We start from the raw sequence: 21,649 nt of genomic DNA on the forward strand, positions 1-21,649 counted from the left end.
TATGCTGATAGAAAATGTGGAATATGATGTTTTACTTGAGAGATTTAAAAAAATATTAAGACAAGGCGGACTTAAATATACCAAGCAAAGAGAAGTACTTTTAAAAACTCTTTATCACAGTGATACTCATTACACACCCGAAAGTTTATATATGGAAATCAAACAAGCTGAACCCGATTTAAATGTAGGAATTGCAACTGTTTATCGTACTTTAAATTTACTTGAAGAAGCAGAAATGGTAACTTCCATTTCTTTTGGTTCAGCAGGTAAAAAATATGAGCTTGCTAATAAACCTCACCATGATCATATGATATGTAAAAATTGCGGAAAAATTATAGAGTTTGAAAATCCTATTATAGAAAGACAGCAAGCCTTGATTGCAAAAGAACATGGTTTTAAACTTACAGGGCATTTGATGCAGCTTTATGGTGTTTGTGGTGATTGTAATAATCAAAAAGCAAAGGTAAAAATATAAATGTTTGATAATATTTTAGAGCAACAAAGAATAGAAAAAGCTAAAGAGTTAAAAAATTTAGGGATTAATCCTTATCCTCATTTTTTAGAAAAGGAAATGTCTTTAAAGACTTTTAAGGATAAATTTTCTTATATTTTAGAGCAAGTTGAAAAAAGAGATGAAAGTGTCAATGCTGTTGTTGCAGGACGTTTGAAACTTTTGCGTATAGCTGGGAAATCAATTTTTGCAAACATTGAAGATGAGGATACAAATTTACAAATTTATTTTAGTAAAGATAGCGTAGGCGAAGAGCTTTATACGATTTTAAAAAAGAATTTAGAGGTGGGTGATATTGTTTTGGTTAAAGGTTTTCCTTTTGTAACTAAAACAGGTGAATTTAGTTTGCATGCAAGCGAAGTAAAACTCGCTACAAAAGCTATTGTTCCTTTACCTGAAAAATATCATGGATTAACAGATATTGAGCAAAGATATCGTAAACGTTATGTTGATATGATAATGAATGTCGAAGTTAGAAAAGATTTTTTAGTGCGTTCTAAAGTGGTGAGTTTAATCCGTCATTTTTTTGAAAATAAAGGTTTTTTAGAAGTAGAAACTCCTATGATGCATCCGATTGCAGGTGGAGCAAACGCTAAGCCTTTTGTAACTTTTCATAATTCTTTAGGCGTAGAAAGATTTTTAAGAATTGCTCCAGAACTTTATCTTAAAAGACTTATAGTAGGTGGTTTTGAGGCGGTTTTTGAAATCAATCGTTGTTTTAGAAACGAAGGTATGGATTTAACTCATAATCCCGAATTTACAACTATAGAATTTTATTGGGCCTATCATAATTATAAAGATTTAATGGATTTAACCGAAGAACTTTTTGCTTTACTTTTGGATAAACTTAATTTAGGAAAAACAATAGAATTTGATGGAAAAATGATAAATTTTTCTAAACCTTTTGAAAGAATAACCTATAAAGATGCACTTTGTAAGTATGGTGGTTTAGATAGGGATTTAATCGAAGATAAGGAAAAAATTCTTACTAAATTAAAAGCAGATGGTTTTGAAGCGAATGAAAAGCTTGAACTTGGACATTTGCAAGCTGAACTTTTTGACAATTATGTGGAAGAAAAATTGATCAATCCTACTTTTGTGATTGATTTTCCTATTTCCATAAGTCCTTTATCAAGACGTAGCGATGAGGATTCTCAGATTGCTGAGAGATTTGAGTTGTTTATTTGCGGAAGAGAATTGGCAAATGGTTTTAATGAGCTTAATGATCCTCTTGATCAATATGAGAGATTTTTAAAACAAATTGAAGCTAAAAATGCAGGCGATGAAGAGGCTTGTGAAATGGATGAAGATTTTGTAAATGCTTTGGGTTATGGAATGCCTCCAACGGCAGGGCAGGGCATAGGTATAGATAGACTTGTTATGCTTTTGACAAATAAAAAATCCATTCGTGATGTGATATTGTTTCCTGCAATGCGTCCATTAAAATCAGAACTAAAGGAGAAAGAATGAGTTTAGAAATGTTTGATAAAGAAATTTTTGATTTAACAAACAAAGAGTTAGAGCGTCAATGTGAAGGTCTTGAAATGATAGCGAGTGAAAATTTCACTTTACCTGAAGTAATGGAAGTTATGGGAAGTATCTTGACAAACAAATACGCAGAAGGTTATCCGGGTAAAAGATATTATGGTGGTTGTGAATTTGTTGATGAGATTGAAACTCTAGCCATTCAAAGATGTAAAAAACTTTTTAATTGTAAATTTGCTAATGTTCAGCCTAATTCAGGTTCTCAAGCTAATCAAGGTGTTTATGCGGCTTTGATCAATCCAGGTGATAAAATTTTAGGAATGGATTTAAGTCATGGTGGACATTTAACTCATGGTGCAAAAGTAAGTTCTTCAGGTAAAATGTACGAAAGTTGTTTTTACGGCGTAGAACTTGATGGAAGAATTGATTATGAAAAAGTAAGAGAAATTGCTAAAAAAGAAAAGCCAAAATTAATAGTTTGTGGAGCTAGTGCTTATGCAAGAGTGATTGATTTTGCTAAATTTAGAGAAATCGCTGATGAAGTAGGCGCCTATCTTTTTGCTGATATAGCACATATTGCAGGTCTTGTTGTAGCAGGCGAACATCCAAGTCCTTTTCCACACGCTCATGTAGTAAGCTCAACTACGCATAAAACTTTGCGTGGTCCAAGAGGTGGTATTATTATGACAAATGATGAAGAGCTTGCTAAAAAAATTAATTCTGCCATTTTTCCAGGTATTCAAGGTGGTCCTTTGATGCATGTAATTGCTGCAAAAGCAGTAGGATTTAAATTTAATCTTAGTGATGAGTGGAAAGTTTATGCAAAACAAGTAAGAACCAATGCTCAAGTTTTAGCTAATGTTTTAATGGATAGAAAATTTAAACTTGTTAGCGATGGAACGGATAATCACCTTGTTTTAATGAGTTTTTTAGATCGTGAATTTAGTGGAAAAGATGCAGATTTAGCTCTTGGAAATGCAGGAATTACTGCAAATAAAAATACTGTTCCAGGAGAGATTAGAAGTCCTTTTATCACAAGTGGATTAAGACTTGGAACTCCAGCGCTTACTGCCAGAGGTTTTAAAGAAAAAGAAATGGAAATTGTGTCAAATTATATTGCAGATATTTTAGATGATATTAATAATGAAAAATTACAAGAGAATATTAAACAAGAATTAAAAAAACTTGCAAGTAATTTTATTATTTATGAAAGGGCTATGTTTTGATTTCACCAATGGATATGTCGCTAATTAAAATAATTGGCGACCATTATTATATAAGACGCGATAAAATTGTAAATAAAATTACACATAGAGGTCGCTTATTTTTTGATAAATTTGAAAGAGTTGATGCACCTTTAAATTTAAATGTCATGAGAGAACACGCTGCTAAAAAAATTGTTGTCGCTCATGATTTAATAACAAAAGATAATAAGGTAGAAAATATTGTCTTTGATTATAATGGTTTTAATGCTGAAAGATTTTATCACCGTGCACAACTTATTTTAAGAGAAGAAGGTTTTATAAATTTCACAGCTTATAAAACTAAAACTCCAGGACATTTACATCTTTATATTCATAAAGGACATACGGCGTTAAACGAAGGTTATTCTTTAGCGTCTAAACTTTCAATGATGTTTGCGAGTAAAATGCCAGTAGAATGGAAGGTGTTTCCTAGTATGGATGTACCTAGGGAATTTAATATTTTAATATTGCCTTATGAGGTTTATCAAAAAGAACGAGGAAGTTCTTGGTCTAAGCATATGTAAGAAAGGACAAATTATGGAAAATCAAAAAAATGAATTTGATGATATTATTTTAGAAAAAAGTAATAAAAGTGAAAAAGTAAAAAAAATTCTTTTACGAGTTATTGCTTTAGTTATTTTGTTTTTAGCTATCATGATAGTTATGAAGCTTATTAATGGTAGTGGTGATGAAAATACGCAAAATCAAAGTGTATTGCCAAGTGAACCTATAGCAACTCAAGACAATAACAATGATACTTCTTTTGAAAGTATGCCAATTACAGATAATACTTCAGCAGAAGATCAATTTGAGGCATTAAGAAAACAATTTCAAGATGAACAAAATACAACTCAAAATACAACAACCTCTAGTTTAAATAACAATGATAGCACAAATTTTGCTATGCCTGATCAAGAAGTTCCAGCAGAACCAACAGCAACTACTTCAGAAAATACCACTCCACAAGCAAGTGCTCCTAAACAAGAAGTAAAACAAACTGCAAAACCTAAAGAAGAAGCAAAAAAACAAATAGCTGTAAAAAAAGAAAAAGAAAGTGCAAAACAAACCCCTAAAAAAGAACAAAATGCAAATGATTTATTTAAAAATGTTGATGCTAAACCTGTACATCCAAGTGGTTTAGCATCGGGTATTTATGTGCAAATTTTCTCAGTAAGTAATTTGGATCAAAAATCAAAAGAACTTGCTTCTGTAAAGCAAAAAGGTTATGATTATAAACTTTATAAAACTACAGTTGGAGGTAAAGAAATTACCAAGGTTTTAATAGGACCATTTGAAAAGGCAGATATTGCAGCAGAACTTGCTAAAATCCGTAAGGATATTGCAAAAGATGCTTTTTCTTTTACTTTAAAATGAAATTTTTAGCAGTTATAGGCGATCCTATTTCTCACTCTAAATCGCCTAGAATGCATAATAATGCTATTAAAGCCTTAGGGCTTGATAGCATTTATACACGCTATCATTTAAGAAATGCTAACTGTTTAAGAGAAGATTTTTTTAAATTAGGACTTAGTGGAGCTAATATTACTTTGCCTTTTAAGGAAAAAGCTTTAGATATTGCTGATGTGAAGGATGATTTTGCTAGAAATATTGGCTCTGCAAATACTTTATGCTTAAAAGAAGATAAAATTTACGCTTATAATACTGATGCTTTAGGTTTTTTAGAAGCTATTAAGGATTTTGATAATATAAAAAAAGCTTTGATTTTGGGTGCTGGAGGTACAGCTTTGGCGCTTGCTTATGCATTAAAACAAAAAGGCGTAGAAGTGTATATAGCTAATCGTAGTAAAGAAAGATTTAAAGATTTTTTAGCTTATCGAGCTTATCTTTATAAAGACTTGCAAGATTTTGATTTTGATTTGGTTGTAAATTCAACTTCTGCTGGGTTAAAAGATGAAAATCTACCTTGTGATAGAAAGCTTTTGGATAGAATTTTACCTAAAGCTAAATTTGCTTTTGAAGTAATTTATGGTAGAGAAACACCTTTTTATGGATTGTGTAAAGAGTATCATTTAAAAATTAAAGATGGACTTGATATGCTTTTATGGCAAGGAGTTTTTGCTTTTGAACTTTTTTTTGAAATACGAGATAAAAGAGAGATGATAAAAAATGCAATGCAACAGGCATTGATTTTAAAGTAGAATGATAGTTATTTTTTTGTATAAGAAAAACTTATTTTTTGTGTGAGAAAGTTTAATTTTCTCACAAGTTTTATCATTCAAATATTTCTATCCCATCTTGATTTTTGCTTTTATTATTTTGATTTATTGAAGATGGATTTGTAGGAATATTTTGTGTAGGTGTATTTTCAATTGTATTATTTTGATTAGAATTTGTTTGAGGTAAGCTTTCTTCAAAGGTAGCATCGCCATCAAAACTATTAAAACCACTGTTTGTATTAGGTATAGTTTTGCCTATGTCTGTTGCTTTTGGAAGATTGTTATAAAGTGTATTTAATGTATTTTTATAAAAAGCTAAAAAACTTTTATCAATTTCAAAAGCAGGTTGCTCTAAACCTTTATTGAGTTGAGTTGGTACGGTGGAGATAGTAGTTTTAAACATATTAACCCCATCATCATTTTTAATAGGATAGTTAAGCGCAACTAAAGAATCTAGTTTAGTACTACTTGAAAGATTGGTTGAATTTTGTGGATTGTGTGCATCTATAAAATCTATTTTACCTTTAAAATTTATACCTAAATTAGATTTTATATAATCTCCACTCATAAAATTGCTTGTTTTTTGTGCATTTTTTTCTTCTGTATAAATACTGATTGAACTTTTAAGAGTGTAGTCTGGATTAGCAGTAACTATTTTATAGCCTTTTAGTTGAACGATGGTTTTGATCTGTTCTTCTAAATTTTGTTTTAAAAGATCAATTTCTTTTTCTATGCGAATTTTAAGCACTGAATTTTCAAAATAATCAGAATAATTATTATTTTGCTCTATATTAATAGGCTCAAGAGCAATGCTTACTCCAGAATCAATAGGTTCAACCTTTGTTGGAACTTGGGGTTTAAAATTTGGCATAGAAACATTGACAAAATTACTACTTGTGCCTCCACAAGCTGCTAAAATTAACATACTGCTAGCAAGTAAAATATATTTTTTCATTTTTTACCTTTATTTAATGTGTTTGTGTTAATTATAGCAAGTTAAAGTTTTTTTGTTATATTTTTATAAAAGAAAATTAGGAAAGATATATGGAATTTTGGCAGCATATTTATTCAAATTTTAATGTTATAGCTTTTAGCATCTTTGGTTTAAAGGTGCATTGGTATGGCATTATGTATGTTATAGCTTTGCTTTTGGCTTTGCTTTTGGCTAAATTTTTTGTAAAAAAATTTCAACTAGACATTAATGAAAAACATTTAGATAGTTATTTTATATGGGTTGAAATAGGGGTTATTTTAGGTGCAAGACTTGGATATATTTTGATTTATGATGCAAATACTATGTATTATATTACTCATCCTTGGCAAATTTTTAATCCTTATATTAATGGCGAATTTGTAGGTATTCGAGGTATGAGTTATCATGGAGCAATTATAGGATTTTTGATAGCCACTTTATTGTTTTGTAAAAAATACAAAACAAATCCTTGGATTTTTCTTGATTTGGTTGCTTTAAGTGTTCCATTAGCTTATGTTTTTGGTCGTATAGGAAATTTTTTAAATCAAGAACTTTTTGGTCGCATTACAAATGTGCCTTGGGGAATTTATGTTGATGGAATATTGCGCCATCCATCGCAACTTTATGAAGCATTTTTAGAAGGTATTGTTGTTTTTATTATAGTTTATTTAGCAAGATTTAAGCAAAGTTTTCAAGGGGAATTGATTCTTGTTTATGCTGGTGCTTATTCATTAGCAAGATTTATATGTGAATTTTATCGCGAGCCTGATTTTGGCATAGGTTTTGTTTTATGGGGTATGAGTATGGGGCAAATTTTAAGTTTTATAATGTTTATAACAGCTTTGTTAGTTTATATTTGTATAAAGTTTAAAAAAGTAAATATTTAATCTATCTTAAAGACTTTTGTAATATAATGAAATGGATTTTTTTAATTTCTTTTTACAAAGGAGTAAAGATGCGTGAGCTTATCGAAGGTTATTTGGGTAAGAGCATTGAGGGCAAAAAAAGTAAAATGCCTGCGAAATTAGACTTTATCCAAAGTGCCTCAGGGCTTTTTTTAGGTCTTTTTATGTGGGTGCATATGCTTTTTGTTTCTACAATTTTAGTCAGTGAGGATTTTTTTAATTCTGTGGTACATTTTTTAGAATTAAAATTTGTTTACGATAATCCTGTTATGAGTTATCTTACTTCATTTTTAGCCGCCTGTGTTTTAGTGGTTTTTTTCGTTCATGCTTTACTTGCAATGAGAAAATTTCCTATTAATTACCGTCAATATCAAATACTAAGAACACACAGCAAAAAAATGAATCACAGCGATACTTCGTTATGGTGGGTTCAAGCTTTTACAGGTTTTATTATGTTTTTCTTAGGTTCTGCTCATCTTATTTTTATTGTAACCAATGCAGATAAAATCAGCGGCGATATGTCAGGAGATAGGGTTGTAAGTCATTTTATGTGGCTTTTTTATGCTGTTCTTTTAGTCTGTGTTGAACTTCATGGAAGTATAGGGCTTTATAGACTTTGTGTTAAATGGGGTTGGTTTGAAGGAAAAAATGTAAAAGAAAGTCGTAAAAAGCTTAAAACTGCTAAATGGATAATCAGTATTTTCTTCCTAGTGTTAGGTGTGTTAAGTCTTGTAGCATTTATAAAAATAGGTTATGAAAATTACCAAAATCAAACCCAAACTACTGCGATGATAAAAAACTACAATGGAGCAAATTATGAATATACAATATAGTGATGCTTTGGTAATAGGCGGAGGATTGGCAGGTCTTAGAGCGGCTATTGAAGTAGCAAAGAGTGGCCAAAGTGTAACACTTTTAAGTATTTGTCCAGTGAAGCGTTCTCACTCTGCAGCGGTGCAAGGAGGTATGCAGGCAAGTTTAGCAAATGGGGCAAAAGGTGAGGGTGATAATGAAGATCTTCACTTTGCAGATACAGTAAAAGGAAGTGATTGGGGCTGTGATCAAGAAGTAGCAAGAATGTTTGCTCAAACTGCGCCAAAAGCAGTGCGTGAGCTTGCGGCTTGGGGTGTGCCTTGGACTAGAGTTACTAAAGGTCCAAGAACTGTTGTAATCAATGCACAAAAAACTGTGATTGAAGAAAAAGAAGAAGCGCACGGGCTTATTAATGCTAGAGATTTTGGTGGAACTAAAAAATGGAGAACTTGCTATATCGCAGATGCAACAGGGCATTGTATGCTTTATGGTGTAGCAAATGAAGCTATTAAACATCAAGTAAAAATTATTGATAGAATGGAAGCAGTAAGAATTATCCATGATGGTAAAAAATGCTTAGGTGTGATCGCTAGAGATTTAACTAATGGACAACTCATTGCTTATATTGCAAGAGGAACCATGATAGCAACAGGGGGCTATGGTAGAATTTATAAACAAACTACAAATGCGGTAATTTGTGAAGGAACAGGTGCAGCCATCGCTCTTGAAACAGGGCTTTGCAGACTTTCAAATATGGAAGCAGTGCAATTTCATCCAACTCCTATTGTGCCAAGCGGTATTTTGCTTACTGAGGGCTGTCGTGGTGATGGTGGAATTTTACGCGATGTGGATGGATATCGTTTTATGCCTGATTATGAACCAGAGAAAAAAGAACTTGCAAGCCGTGATGTGGTAAGTCGTAGAATGATGGAACATATTCGTAAAGGCAAAGGTGTAAAAAGCCCTTATGGGGATCATTTATGGCTTGATATTTCTATACTTGGAAGAGCTCATGTGGAAAAAAATCTCCGCGATGTACAAGATATTTGTAAAACTTTTAATGGTATTGATCCAGCAGATGAGGGTCCAAAAGGTTGGGCGCCAGTTCTTCCAATGCAGCATTATTCTATGGGTGGAATTAGAACTAAACCAACGGGTGAAAGTCAATGGTTAAACGGACTTTTTGCTTGTGGAGAAGCAGCTTGCTGGGATATGCACGGATTTAATCGTTTAGGTGGAAATTCATGTGCTGAAACTGTTGTAGCAGGTATGATAGTGGGAGATTATTTTGCAGATTATTGTAAAAATAATGGTGAAGTAATTGACACAAATGTAGTAAAAGACTTCTTAACTAAAGAGTATCAATATTTAAAATCTTTAGTAGATAAAGAAGGTAAACATAATGTTTTTGAAATCAAAAACAGAATGAAAGAAATCATGTGGGATAAGGTGGCCATCTTTAGAACAGGTGAAGGTTTGAAAGAAGCAGTAGATGAACTTGAAAAACTTTATAAAGATTCTCAAGACGTTAAAGTACATTGTAAAGAACTTGATTGTGCAAATCCAGAGCTTGAAGAAGCGTATAGAGTGCCAAGAATGTTAAAAATAGCACTTTGCGTAGCTTATGGAGCGCTTTTAAGAACAGAAAGTCGTGGGGCGCATTATAGGGAAGATTATCCAAAAAGAGATGATTTAAATTGGATGAAAAGAACCAATACTTTTTGGGTAGAAGGCGAAACCTTACCACGCATAGAATACGAAGAGCTTGATATTATGAAAATGGAAATTCCACCAGCATTCCGTGGATACGGTGCTAAAGGAAATATTATAGAAAATCCTTTAAGTGAAAAACGCCAAGCTGAAGTGGATGCTATCCGTGAAAAAATGGAAGCTGAAGGCAAAGGTCGTTATGAAATTCAAAACGCCTTAATGCCTTATGAATTGCAAGCTAAATATAAAGCACCAAACCAAAGAATAGGAGTTGATTATGAGTAGAAAATTGACAATAAAGGCATTTAAATACAATCCTTTAAGCAAAATTTCTAAACCACATTTTGTGACTTATGAGCTTGAAGAAACTCCTTTTATGACGGTTTTTGTATGTTTGACTTTGATCCGTGAAAAAATGGATGCAGATCTGAGTTTTGACTTTGTTTGTCGTGCAGGGATTTGCGGATCTTGTGCAATGATGATTAATGGAGTGCCAAAACTTGCTTGTAAAACTTTGACTAAAGATTATCCTGATGGAGTGATAGAGCTTATGCCTATGCCTGCATTTAGGCATATTAAAGATTTAAGCGTGAATACAGGCGAGTGGTTTGAAGACATGTGTAAGCGTGTTGAAAGCTGGGTGCATAATGAAAAAGAAACTGATATTTCTAAACTTGAAGAACGCATTGAGCCAGAAGTTGCGGATGAAACTTTTGAACTTGATCGTTGTATAGAGTGTGGAATTTGTGTAGCTTCTTGTGCAACTAAACTTATGCGCCCAAATTTCATAGCTGCTACAGGGCTTTTAAGAACAGCTAGATATTTACAAGATCCGCATGACCATAGAAGTGTGGAAGATTTTTATGAATTAGTAGGCGATGATGATGGTGTTTTTGGTTGTATGTCATTGCTTGCTTGTGAAGATAATTGCCCTAAAGAATTACCTTTACAAAGTAAAATCGCTTATATGAGAAGACAACTTGTCGCTCAAAGAAATAAATAAATCTTTCCCCTTTTTAAGGGGAAGATTGTGAAAGAATTATTCCAAAAAATTTGGCAAAATGAACTCCAATTTTTAAATTTTGATGCTAAATTTCAAGATAAAAGCAAACTTGATACAGCCGAGTGTGCGATTATTTTAAGTGTCAATAAAGACAATTATGAAAGATATTTTCTCTTAAAAGAATTTCAAGAGCTTTGCAAAAAAATTGATTTAAGAGTGGATATTTTTAGTATGCAAAATGCTCAAATTTGTATTTTAAATCTTTTTAAATCAGGTTTTATTTCAAAGCAAGATTTACTTAAGGCTCTAAAAATTTTAGAAAAAATTTCGAAAAATACCGAAATATTTGATTTTATTTTACAAGAAAAAGTTCAAAGTATAGATCAAAAAGCTTTATTTCAAAATGATTTTAAAGAATTAAACACCATTAATTTAGAGCTTCAAAAGCTAAGTTTTGATGAAAATTTAAAATCAAGACTTCAAAAAACTTTGGAAAAATTTCAAAATTTAGAGTTTAATATAGCCATCACTGGCGTGATGAATGCAGGAAAATCAAGTCTTTTAAATGCTCTTTTAAAAGAAGATTTTTTAGGGGTTTCAAACATACCTGAAACAGCTAATTTAACAGTATTAAGCTATGGTAAGAGTGAAGAAGCAAAGATATATTTTTGGGATAAAAAAGAATGGCAAAATATACTTGAAAGTTTGCACTTTAATGCAGATTTAAAAGAATTTATTGATAAGCTGGATAAGAGTGTAAATATAGAAGATTTTATTAAAGATAAACCTTTGATACAAAATATCGCACTTTGTGAGCTTAAAAATTTCAGTTCTGCTAAAAATAAAATTTCAGCTTTAATTAAAAAAATAGAAATTAAAAGTCATTTAGAATTTTTAAAAAATAATATTTCTATAGTTGATACTCCAGGGCTTGATGATGTTGTAGTTCAAAGAGAAATTGTTACAAATGAGTATCTTAGAGAAAGTGATTTTTTAATTCATTTAATGAATGCTTCTCAAAGCTTGACTCAAAAAGATGCAGACTTTTTGGTGCATTGTCTTTTAAATTCAAGGCTGAGTAAGTTTTTAATTGTTTTAACTAAAGCGGATTTGTTAAGCAAAAAGGATTTAGAAGAAGTCATTGTTTATACCAAGGAAAGCTTAAAATCAAGACTTGTGGATTTAGATGAAAATTTAGTGGAAAAGATTGATTTTTTATGTGTGAGCGCTAAAATGGCAAGTGATTTTTATAAAGGTTTAGCGTCCAAGGAAAGCTTGCAAAAAAGTGGTATGCAAGAATTTGAAAACTATCTTTTTAACGAGCTTTATGCAGGAGAAAAAAGTAAGATTGCCTTAAGAGCTTACAAAAAAGAATTGCATTTAGAGCTTAAAAATATTCTAAGCGAATATGAAATGCAAAATCGTCTTATTAAGGAGAATAAACAAGGTGTAAGTGAAGAAAATCAAAAGCTTTTACTTGAACTTCAAAAGCAAAACACCTTATTAAAAGAAGCACAAGATGAAATTTCAAATTCCATTGCAAAACTTAAAAATATAGATAGTGGCATAGATAATCTTGTTTTACTTTTGGCTAAAAAATTAAAAGAACGCTTGATAGATGAGTTTAAATATTTGAAAAATAATGCACAAAAGCTTAATCTTTCTCGTATTTTAAATATAGTTGATATTACCACAAAAGATGGGATTAATGATATTTTAAGAGAAATTAAATTTGAAAATATTAAAAAAATCGAGGAGCTTAAAACAAATTTATCTTTAAAATATGATTTTTTAAAAGATGATTTTGATAATGGTTTTGAAGGTTTTAAAGATGGAATTTCAAAAAATATAGATAGTATTTTTCAAAGCGAAAAATTTGCACTTTTAAGATTGAAAATTGAAAAATTAAGCAATCTAAAATCAGATTTATATGAGCTTGAAACGAATTTAGATACGGTTATTTTTGATACTTTTAAAGAATTTAAAATGAGCGAAATTTTAAACTCTTTAAATATCAATGGAGCATTTTTTGAGTTTTTAAATGATAAATTAAAACATTATGAAAAAAATCAAAAATCAAAATTAGAAAGTCTTGAAAAAGTTTTACAGAGTCTGAAAAATCAAGATGCTAATATTTTAAATTCTTTTGAAGAAAATTTAGAAAAAATTGAAAAATTAAAACAACTTGAAATGGGGCTTTTAAATGCAGATTAATCTTTTAAATGATTTTATAAAAGCCTATGAAAATACCTATAGCGTGAGTTTTGATGATAGTTTTAAAGGGCGTATTCAAGAGCTTTGCAAGGAACTTAACGAGCCTTTTATGCACGCAAGTTATGCTTTAGAAAATGAATTAAAAGAGCTTGTGTTTTCTTTGGATAAGAATGTTAATATCGCTATTATAGGGCAGTTTTCAAGTGGTAAATCAAGTTTGCTAAATTTGATCTTAGGGCGTGATTGTTTGCCTACGGGTGTTGTTCCTGTTACTTTTAAACCTACTTTTTTACGCTATGCAAAAGAATATTTTTTAAGAGTAGAATTTGAAGATGGAAGTGATATTATCACAAATATAGAAAAATTAGCCTTTTATACGGATCAAAGAAATGAAGTAAAACAAGCAAAAAGTTTGCATATTTTTGCACCCATTCCTTTACTTGAAAAAATCACTCTTGTAGATACTCCAGGTTTAAATGCAAATGAAAATGATACTTTAACAACTCTTGATGAACTTAAAAATATTCATGGGGCGATTTGGTTAAGTTTAATTGATAATGCAGGTAAAAAAAGTGAAGAAGATGCCATAAAAGCAAATTTAGAACTTTTAGGAGAAAATAGCATTTGTGTATTAAATCAAAAAGATAAATTAAGCGCAGAAGAGCTAGATAATGTTTTAAATTATGCAAAAAGTGTGTTTTTAAAATATTTTAATGAGCTTATTGCTATTTCTTGCAAAGAAGCTAAAGATGAGCAAAGCTATGAAAAATCTAATTTTCAATCTTTGCTTGATTTTTTAACTCAGCTAGATACAACAGTTTTAAAAGAAAAATTTGTTAAAAGAAAAATTTTAAATTTATGCGAAATTTTAGAAGATGAAAACCAACTTTTTGTAGGTATTTTTGATCGTTTATTAAATCAATTTCAAAGTTATGAAAAGCATTTACTTTTAGCGTATGAAAATTTTTTAAAAGAGATTGAAATTTTAAATCATCAGATTTTAGAACAGCTTAAAAGCATTAGCGAAAGAATTTCTAGTGAAATTTTTGCAAGTGTTAAGGAAAAAGATGCTTATTTTTACAAAGAAAGCAAAGGATTTTTAAAGAAAGATTTATACACAAGATATGATTATAAAGCGCCTTATATTTCAAGCGACGATGCTTTTTTGGCGATGTTTTATAATAGTGATGTGATGAGTAAAGAGTTTAAAAAAATCAAAAATGAACTTTATAAATCTTTTGAAGAAATCAAGATGAAATTAAAAGATTTTATAAACATACTTGAAAGAGAAATTTTGCTTTTTAAAGCAGAATTTTCAAACATACAAAAAGATCACATTTTCCAAAGTGATAAAAATTTTAGTGAATTAAGAGCTTTTTGCAATGCAAGTGATGAGTACTTTTTGAAAGATTTTAAGGAGCTTTTATTTAAAAGTATTTTAGAGCTTGATTTATTTTTTGAAAAATTAAATCTTAAGGCTTTTACAAATTATGAAAATGCTACGAAACTAAGCCTTGCATTTTTTAGTCGTAAAATCAATGAAAGTCGTGTTCTTTATGAGCTTGATAGTTCTGAATTTGTACTTTTTTATCCTAAAAAAAGTGAAATTTATGAAAGAGTTTTAAATGAATTAAATGTTTATGAGTTTGAAACTTTGCTTATTAATAAGCCTATTTTGACAAAAATTGCAAAAAATTTTTTAGAACAAAGTCAAAATTTAATCCAAGAAAAAAATAAATTTTTAGATCTTAAAAAAGCAGAGCTTCAAAAAAGAAGAGCACAGATTTTAAATGTTAGAGAAAGTATAAAGGAAGATTAATGAGAATATTTTTAACTTTATTTTTATTTTTTAATTCATTATTTGCATTAAGTGAACTAGAAGAGGGTTTAAAACTTTACGAGGCAAATAAATTTGATAAAGCTTATGAAATTTTTAAAAGTCTTTGTGAAAAAGATATTTCTAAAGCTTGTTTTTCTTTAGCTTTTATGCATGAAAGTGCTAGGGGTGTGAGTAAGGATTTAAATCAAGCTTATAAATTTTATGATAAAGCTTGTAAATTGGGTTTAGCAAATGCGTGTTCTAATATGGCTTTGCTTTTGCAAAATCAAGGTTATGAAAATGAAGCTCTTTTGGCTTTTAATAAAGCTTGCACTTTAGGAGAATCATTAAGTTGTAATAATATAGCTTTATTTTATGAAAAAGAAAAAGATGGACAAATGGCCTCAAGTTTTTATAAAAGATCTTGTGATTTAAAAAATGCAAGAGCTTGTTATCAGTTAGGATCTTTATATGATAAAGGAGAGCTTGTTAAAGCAAGTGTAAAATCTGCTCTTGCTTTTTATTCTAAATCTTGCACTTTAGGTTTTGGTGAGGCTTGTTATTTGCTAGGACGCTATAATCAACTAGAAAAACAAGATCTAACAAAGGCAAAAAGATATTTTGGTATGGCTTGTGATCAAAAACATCAAGAAGCTTGTGCAGCTTATAAAGAACTTAATTCTAAAGATATAGAGCTTTATTAAAAGTTCTATTTTCATTACTTTCAAAGATATACTTAAATAAAATTAAGAATAACACAAAATTTATCGCTTTTTAAAGTTAAATTTATATTAATAGGACTAATATAGTCTTGTTTAAATTATTATCAAGGAGAAGTAATGCAAGACAATATTATTGATCGCAGAAGCTTTTTTAAACTAGGGCTTCTAGGTGGTTCTGTAGTAGCAGCTAGCACTATAGGTGGCGGTGCTGTTTTAAAGGCAGCAGAACTTACGCATTCGCATCAAGCTTCACAAGGAAAATCAAATAAAATTAGAGGTAGAATGTTTTTTCAAACTCAAACTGAATTTGATACCTTAAGTGCAGCCTGTGAAAGAATTTATCCTAAAGATGAGCAAGGAGAAGGAGCTATAGGTTTAGGCGTGCCTTATTTTATCGATAATCAGCTAGCTAGTGCTTATGGTTATAATGATAGAGAATATATGCAAGGGCCTTTCATGGAGGGCAAAGCCGAACAAGGCTATCAAACTCCTATGCAACGCAAAGATATTTTTTTAGAAGGCGTGCATGCTCTTGAAGAAAATGCTCAAAAGCGTTATAAAAAATCTTTTTCTTTGCTTAAAGGTGGAGATCAGGATAAAATTTTAAGCGATTTTGAAAAAGGAAAAATTCAAACTACAGGTTTTAAATCTTCTTATTTTTTCACACTTTTAAGAGATATGACAGTAGCTGGAGTTTTAGCTGATCCAATTTATGGCGGAAATGATAATAAAAATGGTTGGAGAATGATGCAATATCCAGGCGCACAAATGAGCTATGTGGATAAAATTGCAAGTGATGAATTTTTTAACATTGAACCTATGGGTTTAGCAGATATGGAGAGTTAAAATGGCTGAAGTATTAAAAAAAGTAGATGTAGTAACAGTTGGAGCAGGATGGACTGGAGGTATAGTGGCTGCAGAGCTTACTAAAGCAGGTTTGAATGTACTTAGTTTAGAACGCGGACATATGCAAAGTACTGAAAATTTTAATTATATCCATGATGAGTGGAGATATGGGATTAATTATGGTTTGATGCAAGATTGCTCAAAAGACACTGTGACTTTTCGCCATGATCCTAGTGGTTTAGCCTTACCTTATCGTAAAATGGGTTCGTTTTTATTGGGTAATAATGTTGGCGGTGCAGGGGTGCATTGGAATGGTTGGACTTTTAGGTTTATGCCTTATGATTTTGAAATTCAAACCCTAAGCAAACAAAGATATGGTAATAAATTAGGCAATGATTATACCTTGCAAGATTGGGGTGTGACTTATAAGGATATGGAGCCTTATTATGATAGATTTGAAAAAACCTGTGGGGTATCAGGTGAGCCAAATCCTTTAGCAGAAAAAATGGGGGCTTTTAGATCTAGTCCTTATCCACAAGAACCTCTTGAAAATACTAAAATGCTTAAACGATTTGAAAGTGCAGCAAAAAGTTCAAATTTACACACTTATCGTTTGCCAGCTTCAAATTCTAAAGGTGGCTATACAAACCCTGATGGTCAAGATTTAGCTCCTTGTCAATACTGTGCGTATTGTGAGCGTTTTGGTTGTGAGTATGGCGCAAAAGCAAGTCCTTTAAACACAGTAATTCCAAAGGCTATGAGCACAGGTAAATACACTATACGCACTTATAGCAATGTAACGCAAATTCTTAAAAAAGACGGAAAAGTAACAGGGGTAAAATTTGTCGATACTAGAACGATGAAAGAGTATATCCAGCCTGCTGATATAGTTGTACTTACAAGTTATATGTTTAACAATGCTAAGCTTTTAATGGTAAGTAACATAGGTGAGCAATACGATCCAAAAACAGGTAAAGGAACTTTAGGTAGAAATTATTGTTATCAAATGAACATGGGCACAACAGCTTTCTTTGATGAGCAATTTAATACCTTTATGGGTTCAGGTGCTTTAGGAACTACGAGTGATGATTTTAACGGAGATAATTTTGATCATTCTAAGGAAAAATTCCTTCATGGAGCTATGATTTATAGCGTTCAGCTTGGAACTCGCCCTATACAATCAGCCCCACTTCCAGCAGGAGCTCCAACTTGGGGTGCCGAATTTAAAAAAGCATTAAATTATAATTTCACAAGAGCTATTACAGTAGGAGGGCAAGGTGCTTCTTTGCCTCATAAGAATAATTATTTAAGTCTTGATCCAACTTATAAAGATGCTTTTGGTATGCCACTTTTACGCTTAACTTATAATTTTACCGATCAAGATAGAGCTTTGCATAAATTTATCACAGATAAAACAGCTGAGGTAGCAAAAAGAATGCAAGGAGTAAAATCAATCAAAAAAGGTGCTTATCTTAAGGATTATAGCGTTGTGCCTTATCAATCTACTCATAACACAGGTGGAACAACAATGGGCGCAGATAGAGAAACTAGTGTGGTTAATACTTATTTACAACACTGGGATGCGGATAATCTTTTTGTTGTAGGAGCAGGAAATTTCCAACACAATAGTGGATATAATCCAACTGATACTGTGGGAGCTTTGGCTTATCGCTGTGCTGAAGGTATTTTAAAATATCATAAAAGTGGAAAAAGCTTAGCTTGATAATAACTTGAGAGTTTTTGAAAACTCTCAAGATTATAAATTTTTAATTTTCTGCCGATATAGTATAATATCAAGGAAGGCAAAAATGATTAATGGTATAAATTCTTATTCAAACTACAATTATACAAAAAGGCAAATGTAGTCTGCTCTTGGAGGGTGGTATACAAGATGATTACTTTAAGTTCTTTTAATAGATATTTTGGAAATAATCCTCTACAGACACTTACTAAAATTAGAGGTGAAAATACAACTGATACAAAAATAAACAAATTGTTTTTTAATACTACAGAAAATCTTATGAAAGGAAATTCTGCCACAGATATTTTTAATAATAATAATGACGGTGAAGAAAATATTAATACAGGGCAAATACACTAACAAAGATGGCACTATTACTAAAGGTGGGCTTTTAGTAGCTATTATAAATGAGAATATTTATACTAGAGAAGGATGGGCTACGCGTTAAGGAAAAACTGAAGGTTTTGATAACTCTATGAGTGGTGAAGAAGTCAAAAAAGCTTGGAATGATAGAAACTATAATTTAAAGCTAGATAAAAATAGTATAGTTCAAGGTGCGGGTATTGTCGATACAAATAATGAAAATATAGAATTTACACCTTTAATTGAAATAATGCAAAAAGAGCAAAAAGAATTAATAAAATACTTGCAGAAAAAACAAAAAATTGATATCATAATTTAAATGACATTAAAAGGTAAAAAATATGAATACTATAAATTCGAGTTTAAGCATTTTTGGAATAAGCGCAACAAATAACTGGAATTTTGGCGATAAAAATACCGCTCAAATTCCAAATGATAAAAACAAGTCAAATGTTGCAAATTTAGATGAACTTCTAAAATCTTATAAAGATTATTATGATGAACTTACAAAAGAAATTCCTATCGCTAAAGGCTCTATACAAGATCAGATTTTAAAGGGTGAATTAAGCCAAGAAGATTTTAAAGAAATTGAAGATTTTAAAGCAAAAAATAAAGCTTCGGTGCATTGGTTGGATGAAGACTTACAAAAAGAATATGTAAAAATTTATCACACAAGTATGAGTGTAGAAGAATTTAAACAAAAATGGTTAGATCTTCAAGCCAAACACGAAGCTAGATTTGGCGAAATTGCAGAGAAAAGCAGAAAAGATATTGAGCAAGAAATGCAAGCTGCACAAGAACAATATAACAACCAAAAAGAACAAGAAACAAAAACTTTTAAACCTATACAAGCAGAAAGTAAAAGCGAAACTTACAAAGATGAAGTAAAAACAAATTTTTGGCAACAATTTTTAAAAGTTCAACAAGAAAATGGAATGGATGTTTTAGAAATCTTAGAAATACTGAATAAGCAAGGCATAGATATAAAGGCTTGAAAATGCAAAAATTGAATTATAAAAAGGATAAAAAATGTTAAATATTTTACATGCAAATTCAAGTCATCGTTTTCCATAAATGTATACCCAAGGAAGTTCATCAAATATATGATACTTTAAAGCTTATGGAATGGCAAGAATATACAAAAAATTAGAAGCCAAAAAAGAAGAGAAGCAAAGTAATACTACAAATGTGGATAAAGCAGATAATAAAAAAGATAAATTTTTTAGATATATCTGTTTAATTTTAAAACAAAGCTTTATTTATAAGGAAGATTGGAGTAAATTTTTTATTTAAATTAAGAATTTTAAGATGCGATATTGAATTTAATGTCGTTATTTTGTGAGTTTTGTTGATAAGTTCTAGCAACAAAATTTTTAAAGTCTTTATCAAAATTTGAATTTTTATCGTTGTTTTTTGAATCTTTATCTGTTTTTTCTAAGCTATTTTCTGAATTTTTGTCATCTTTTTCTTTATTTTCTTCTTCTTTTTCTTTGGCTTCTTCGGCTTTAAGCTTCATTGCTTCAGCTCTTGCTTCAAATTCCATTTTTGCAGCATTTGCTGCAACTTTATAGTCTTGTGGGCTAGGATCAGCAGGAGCCATAGCTGCTGCTGCGATTTGTCTTGCATTGGCTATAGTTTCTTCTGGTGTGTTTCCTTTTTGCATGCTGATAGGAACTTCACCCGCTGTAGCATACATTTGATTATCGGGGCCTCTTGTATAAGTAAAACTTGCAGCACCTGCTAAGCCGCCGCCCGCTGCTTGATGCGCAGCTTCATGAGCCTTTACATTTCTATCGATACTTTGGAGTTCGCGAACTTGAGCTACTTCTTTTTGGCTTAGCTCTACGCCATTAACCATTTGGGTTTGTTCGCCATTTTTTTCTTTATCATCTTTATTTTCACTAAGATTTTTTTCATCTTTTTGATTGGAATCAGATTGATTTGTTTTATCAAAAGAAGGTTTGCTAGAGTAGTAATCATAAGAGTTATAACTTGAACTAATTTGCACTTATCCTCCTTTTTGTTTTTTAAATTTTAGGAATTTTAACGCATTTTGACTTAAAAATTTGATAAATTTTGTAAAATAATCATAAATACAATTTCAAAGGAATGTAATGATTTATGAAAATGATTTGATTTATATAGAGAAAGAGGAGGCTCAAGTGCCTTGGCTTAAAATTTTTACTAAAGAAATTTATAAAGAATTTAGCGATTGTCCTTTAGAGTTGCAAAAGGAACTTTTTGAAAAAATTTTACTTTGTGAAAAGGCTATGATAGAATTTTATAAACCTGCAAAAATCAATATCGCCTCTTTTGCAAATTATGTGCCAAGGGTGCATTTTCATGTTATGGCAAGATTTAAAGAAGATGCGTTTTTTCCAGAGTGTATGTGGGGAAAACAGCAAAGAGAAGCAATAAAGCTTGATTTGCCTAAATTTGAAGAATTTGTAAAATTTTTAAATAGTAAAATTTTTTGATTTTTATTAATGATTTGTTATGTTTTATCTAATAAAATTTTTATATTGAAAATTACTATAAAAAAGGAAAAAAATGAAAAAAGTTTTATTGAGTTCATTGGTTGCGGTGTCTTTGTTAAGCACAGGTTTGTTTGCTAAAGAATATACTTTAGATAAAGCACATACAGATGTAGGTTTTAAAATCAAACATTTACAAATTAGCAATGTAAAAGGAAATTTCAAGGATTATTCTGCGGTGATTGATTTTGATCCTGCGAGTGCTGAATTTAAAAAGCTTGATGCAACGATAAAAATCACATCTGTAAATACAGAAAATCAAACAAGAGATAATCACTTACAACAAGATGATTTTTTCAAAGCAAAAAAATATCCTGATATGACTTTTACAATGAAAAAATATGAAAAAATCGATAATGAAAAAGGCAAAATGACAGGAACTTTAACTATAGCTGGAGTTTCTAAAGATATCGTTTTAGATGCTGAAATCGGCGGTGTAGCTAAAGGCAAAGATGGAAAAGAAAAAATAGGATTTTCTTTAAATGGAAAAATTAAACGCTCTGATTTTAAATTTGCAACAAGTACTTCAACTATTACTTTAAGTGATGATATTAATTTAAATATCGAAGTTGAAGCGAACGAAAAATAA

The 21,649-nt window shown here is 30.6% G+C and carries 22 protein-coding genes and 2 pseudogenes; 22 read left to right on the plus strand and 2 right to left on the minus strand.

Features of this window, described 5'->3' with window-relative positions:
• Position 1 precedes the first annotated feature (1 nt).
• The 6 genes from ELQ06_RS04625 to ELQ06_RS04650 are packed head-to-tail and all read left to right on the plus strand — an operon-like array spanning position 2 to position 5,399.
• Positions 2-475, plus strand: coding sequence for a Fur family transcriptional regulator (locus ELQ06_RS04625; RefSeq protein ID WP_002854230.1), 474 nt, complete (start codon positions 2-4; stop codon positions 473-475).
• Positions 476-1,981 (plus strand): lysine--tRNA ligase, encoded by a 1,506-nt coding sequence (gene lysS / locus ELQ06_RS04630; protein ID WP_002858694.1) that lies wholly within the window; start codon positions 476-478, stop codon positions 1,979-1,981.
• Positions 1,978-3,222, plus strand: a complete 1,245-nt coding sequence (locus ELQ06_RS04635; protein ID WP_052793924.1) for a serine hydroxymethyltransferase — start codon at positions 1,978-1,980, stop codon at positions 3,220-3,222. The genes lysS and ELQ06_RS04635 overlap by 4 nt, the downstream gene beginning before the upstream one ends.
• Entirely contained in the window at positions 3,219-3,764 is a 546-nt protein-coding gene (locus ELQ06_RS04640; protein ID WP_002859481.1) for a DUF1882 domain-containing protein, read from the plus strand. The genes ELQ06_RS04635 and ELQ06_RS04640 overlap by 4 nt, the downstream gene beginning before the upstream one ends.
• A gap of 13 nt (positions 3,765-3,777) precedes the next feature.
• Positions 3,778-4,614: an SPOR domain-containing protein gene (locus ELQ06_RS04645; protein ID WP_002869928.1), complete on the plus strand. Its 837-nt coding sequence runs from the start codon at positions 3,778-3,780 to the stop codon at positions 4,612-4,614.
• Entirely contained in the window at positions 4,611-5,399 is a 789-nt protein-coding gene (locus tag ELQ06_RS04650) for a shikimate dehydrogenase (RefSeq protein ID WP_052797832.1), read from the plus strand. Before ELQ06_RS04645 ends, ELQ06_RS04650 begins: the two co-directional genes overlap by 4 nt.
• 73 nt (positions 5,400-5,472) lie before the next feature.
• Here ELQ06_RS04650 and ELQ06_RS04655 read toward each other — a convergent pair whose 3' ends face one another.
• Positions 5,473-6,372: a membrane lipoprotein lipid attachment site-containing protein gene (locus ELQ06_RS04655; RefSeq protein WP_052797831.1), complete on the minus strand. Its 900-nt coding sequence runs from the start codon at positions 6,370-6,372 to the stop codon at positions 5,473-5,475.
• An 89-nt stretch (positions 6,373-6,461) separates the two neighbouring features.
• Here ELQ06_RS04655 and lgt point away from each other — a divergent pair, with 89 nt between their 5' ends.
• From lgt to ELQ06_RS09080, 14 genes and pseudogenes are all read left to right on the plus strand, one after another.
• Complete coding sequence (gene lgt / locus ELQ06_RS04660) at positions 6,462-7,277, plus strand: prolipoprotein diacylglyceryl transferase (RefSeq protein ID WP_009882152.1); 816 nt, start codon at positions 6,462-6,464, stop codon at positions 7,275-7,277.
• A gap of 68 nt (positions 7,278-7,345) precedes the next feature.
• Entirely contained in the window at positions 7,346-8,128 is a 783-nt protein-coding gene (locus ELQ06_RS04665; protein ID WP_002883473.1) for a fumarate reductase cytochrome b subunit, read from the plus strand.
• Positions 8,112-10,103, plus strand: coding sequence for a fumarate reductase flavoprotein subunit (locus ELQ06_RS04670; RefSeq protein WP_002854193.1), 1,992 nt, complete (start codon positions 8,112-8,114; stop codon positions 10,101-10,103). The genes ELQ06_RS04665 and ELQ06_RS04670 overlap by 17 nt, the downstream gene beginning before the upstream one ends.
• Positions 10,096-10,821 carry a fumarate reductase iron-sulfur subunit gene (locus tag ELQ06_RS04675; protein WP_002854302.1) on the plus strand — a complete coding sequence of 242 codons (726 nt, stop codon included), beginning with the start codon at positions 10,096-10,098 and terminating at the stop codon, positions 10,819-10,821. The genes ELQ06_RS04670 and ELQ06_RS04675 overlap by 8 nt, the downstream gene beginning before the upstream one ends.
• Positions 10,822-10,848: 27 nt before the next feature.
• Positions 10,849-13,035 (plus strand): dynamin family protein, encoded by a 2,187-nt coding sequence (locus ELQ06_RS04680; protein ID WP_002899280.1) that lies wholly within the window; start codon positions 10,849-10,851, stop codon positions 13,033-13,035.
• Entirely contained in the window at positions 13,025-14,854 is a 1,830-nt protein-coding gene (locus ELQ06_RS04685; protein ID WP_002858743.1) for a dynamin family protein, read from the plus strand. Before ELQ06_RS04680 ends, ELQ06_RS04685 begins: the two co-directional genes overlap by 11 nt.
• Entirely contained in the window at positions 14,854-15,558 is a 705-nt protein-coding gene (locus ELQ06_RS04690; RefSeq protein WP_002858736.1) for a tetratricopeptide repeat protein, read from the plus strand. The genes ELQ06_RS04685 and ELQ06_RS04690 overlap by 1 nt, the downstream gene beginning before the upstream one ends.
• Positions 15,559-15,693: 135 nt before the next feature.
• Positions 15,694-16,422 (plus strand): gluconate 2-dehydrogenase subunit 3 family protein, encoded by a 729-nt coding sequence (locus ELQ06_RS04695; protein ID WP_002857555.1) that lies wholly within the window; start codon positions 15,694-15,696, stop codon positions 16,420-16,422.
• A gap of 1 nt (position 16,423) precedes the next feature.
• The gene (locus tag ELQ06_RS04700; RefSeq protein ID WP_002851097.1) at positions 16,424-18,145 is read left to right on the plus strand and encodes a GMC family oxidoreductase; all 1,722 of its coding nucleotides are present in this window, start codon (positions 16,424-16,426) and stop codon (positions 18,143-18,145) included.
• Positions 18,146-18,313: 168 nt separating this feature from the next.
• Positions 18,314-18,391: pseudogene (locus ELQ06_RS08930) on the plus strand (hypothetical protein); the annotation flags it as partial.
• 91 nt (positions 18,392-18,482) lie between these two features.
• A complete protein-coding gene (locus tag ELQ06_RS09035) occupies positions 18,483-18,611 on the plus strand; it encodes a hypothetical protein (RefSeq protein ID WP_261006507.1) in 129 nt (42 codons plus the stop codon).
• Between the two features lie 27 nt (positions 18,612-18,638).
• Entirely contained in the window at positions 18,639-18,845 is a 207-nt protein-coding gene (locus ELQ06_RS04710; protein ID WP_134237478.1) for a hypothetical protein, read from the plus strand.
• A 22-nt stretch (positions 18,846-18,867) separates the two neighbouring features.
• Complete coding sequence (locus tag ELQ06_RS04715) at positions 18,868-19,521, plus strand: hypothetical protein (RefSeq protein WP_052793921.1); 654 nt, start codon at positions 18,868-18,870, stop codon at positions 19,519-19,521.
• Between the two features lie 34 nt (positions 19,522-19,555).
• Positions 19,556-19,747, plus strand: a pseudogene (locus ELQ06_RS09080) (hypothetical protein); the annotation flags it as partial.
• A gap of 82 nt (positions 19,748-19,829) precedes the next feature.
• Here the strand turns inward: ELQ06_RS09080 and ELQ06_RS04725 are convergent.
• Complete coding sequence (locus tag ELQ06_RS04725) at positions 19,830-20,534, minus strand: putative metalloprotease CJM1_0395 family protein (RefSeq protein WP_002899655.1); 705 nt, start codon at positions 20,532-20,534, stop codon at positions 19,830-19,832.
• A gap of 106 nt (positions 20,535-20,640) precedes the next feature.
• On the opposite strand from ELQ06_RS04725, the gene ELQ06_RS04730 reads away from it, so the two are divergent.
• Complete coding sequence (locus ELQ06_RS04730) at positions 20,641-21,003, plus strand: HIT family protein (RefSeq protein WP_002899653.1); 363 nt, start codon at positions 20,641-20,643, stop codon at positions 21,001-21,003.
• Positions 21,004-21,076: 73 nt separating this feature from the next.
• Positions 21,077-21,649 (plus strand): YceI family protein, encoded by a 573-nt coding sequence (locus ELQ06_RS04735; RefSeq protein ID WP_002899651.1) that lies wholly within the window; start codon positions 21,077-21,079, stop codon positions 21,647-21,649.

This window comes from Campylobacter sp. CH246 (assembly GCF_004378835.1).
Taxonomy (GTDB): domain Bacteria; phylum Campylobacterota; class Campylobacteria; order Campylobacterales; family Campylobacteraceae; genus Campylobacter_D; species Campylobacter_D jejuni.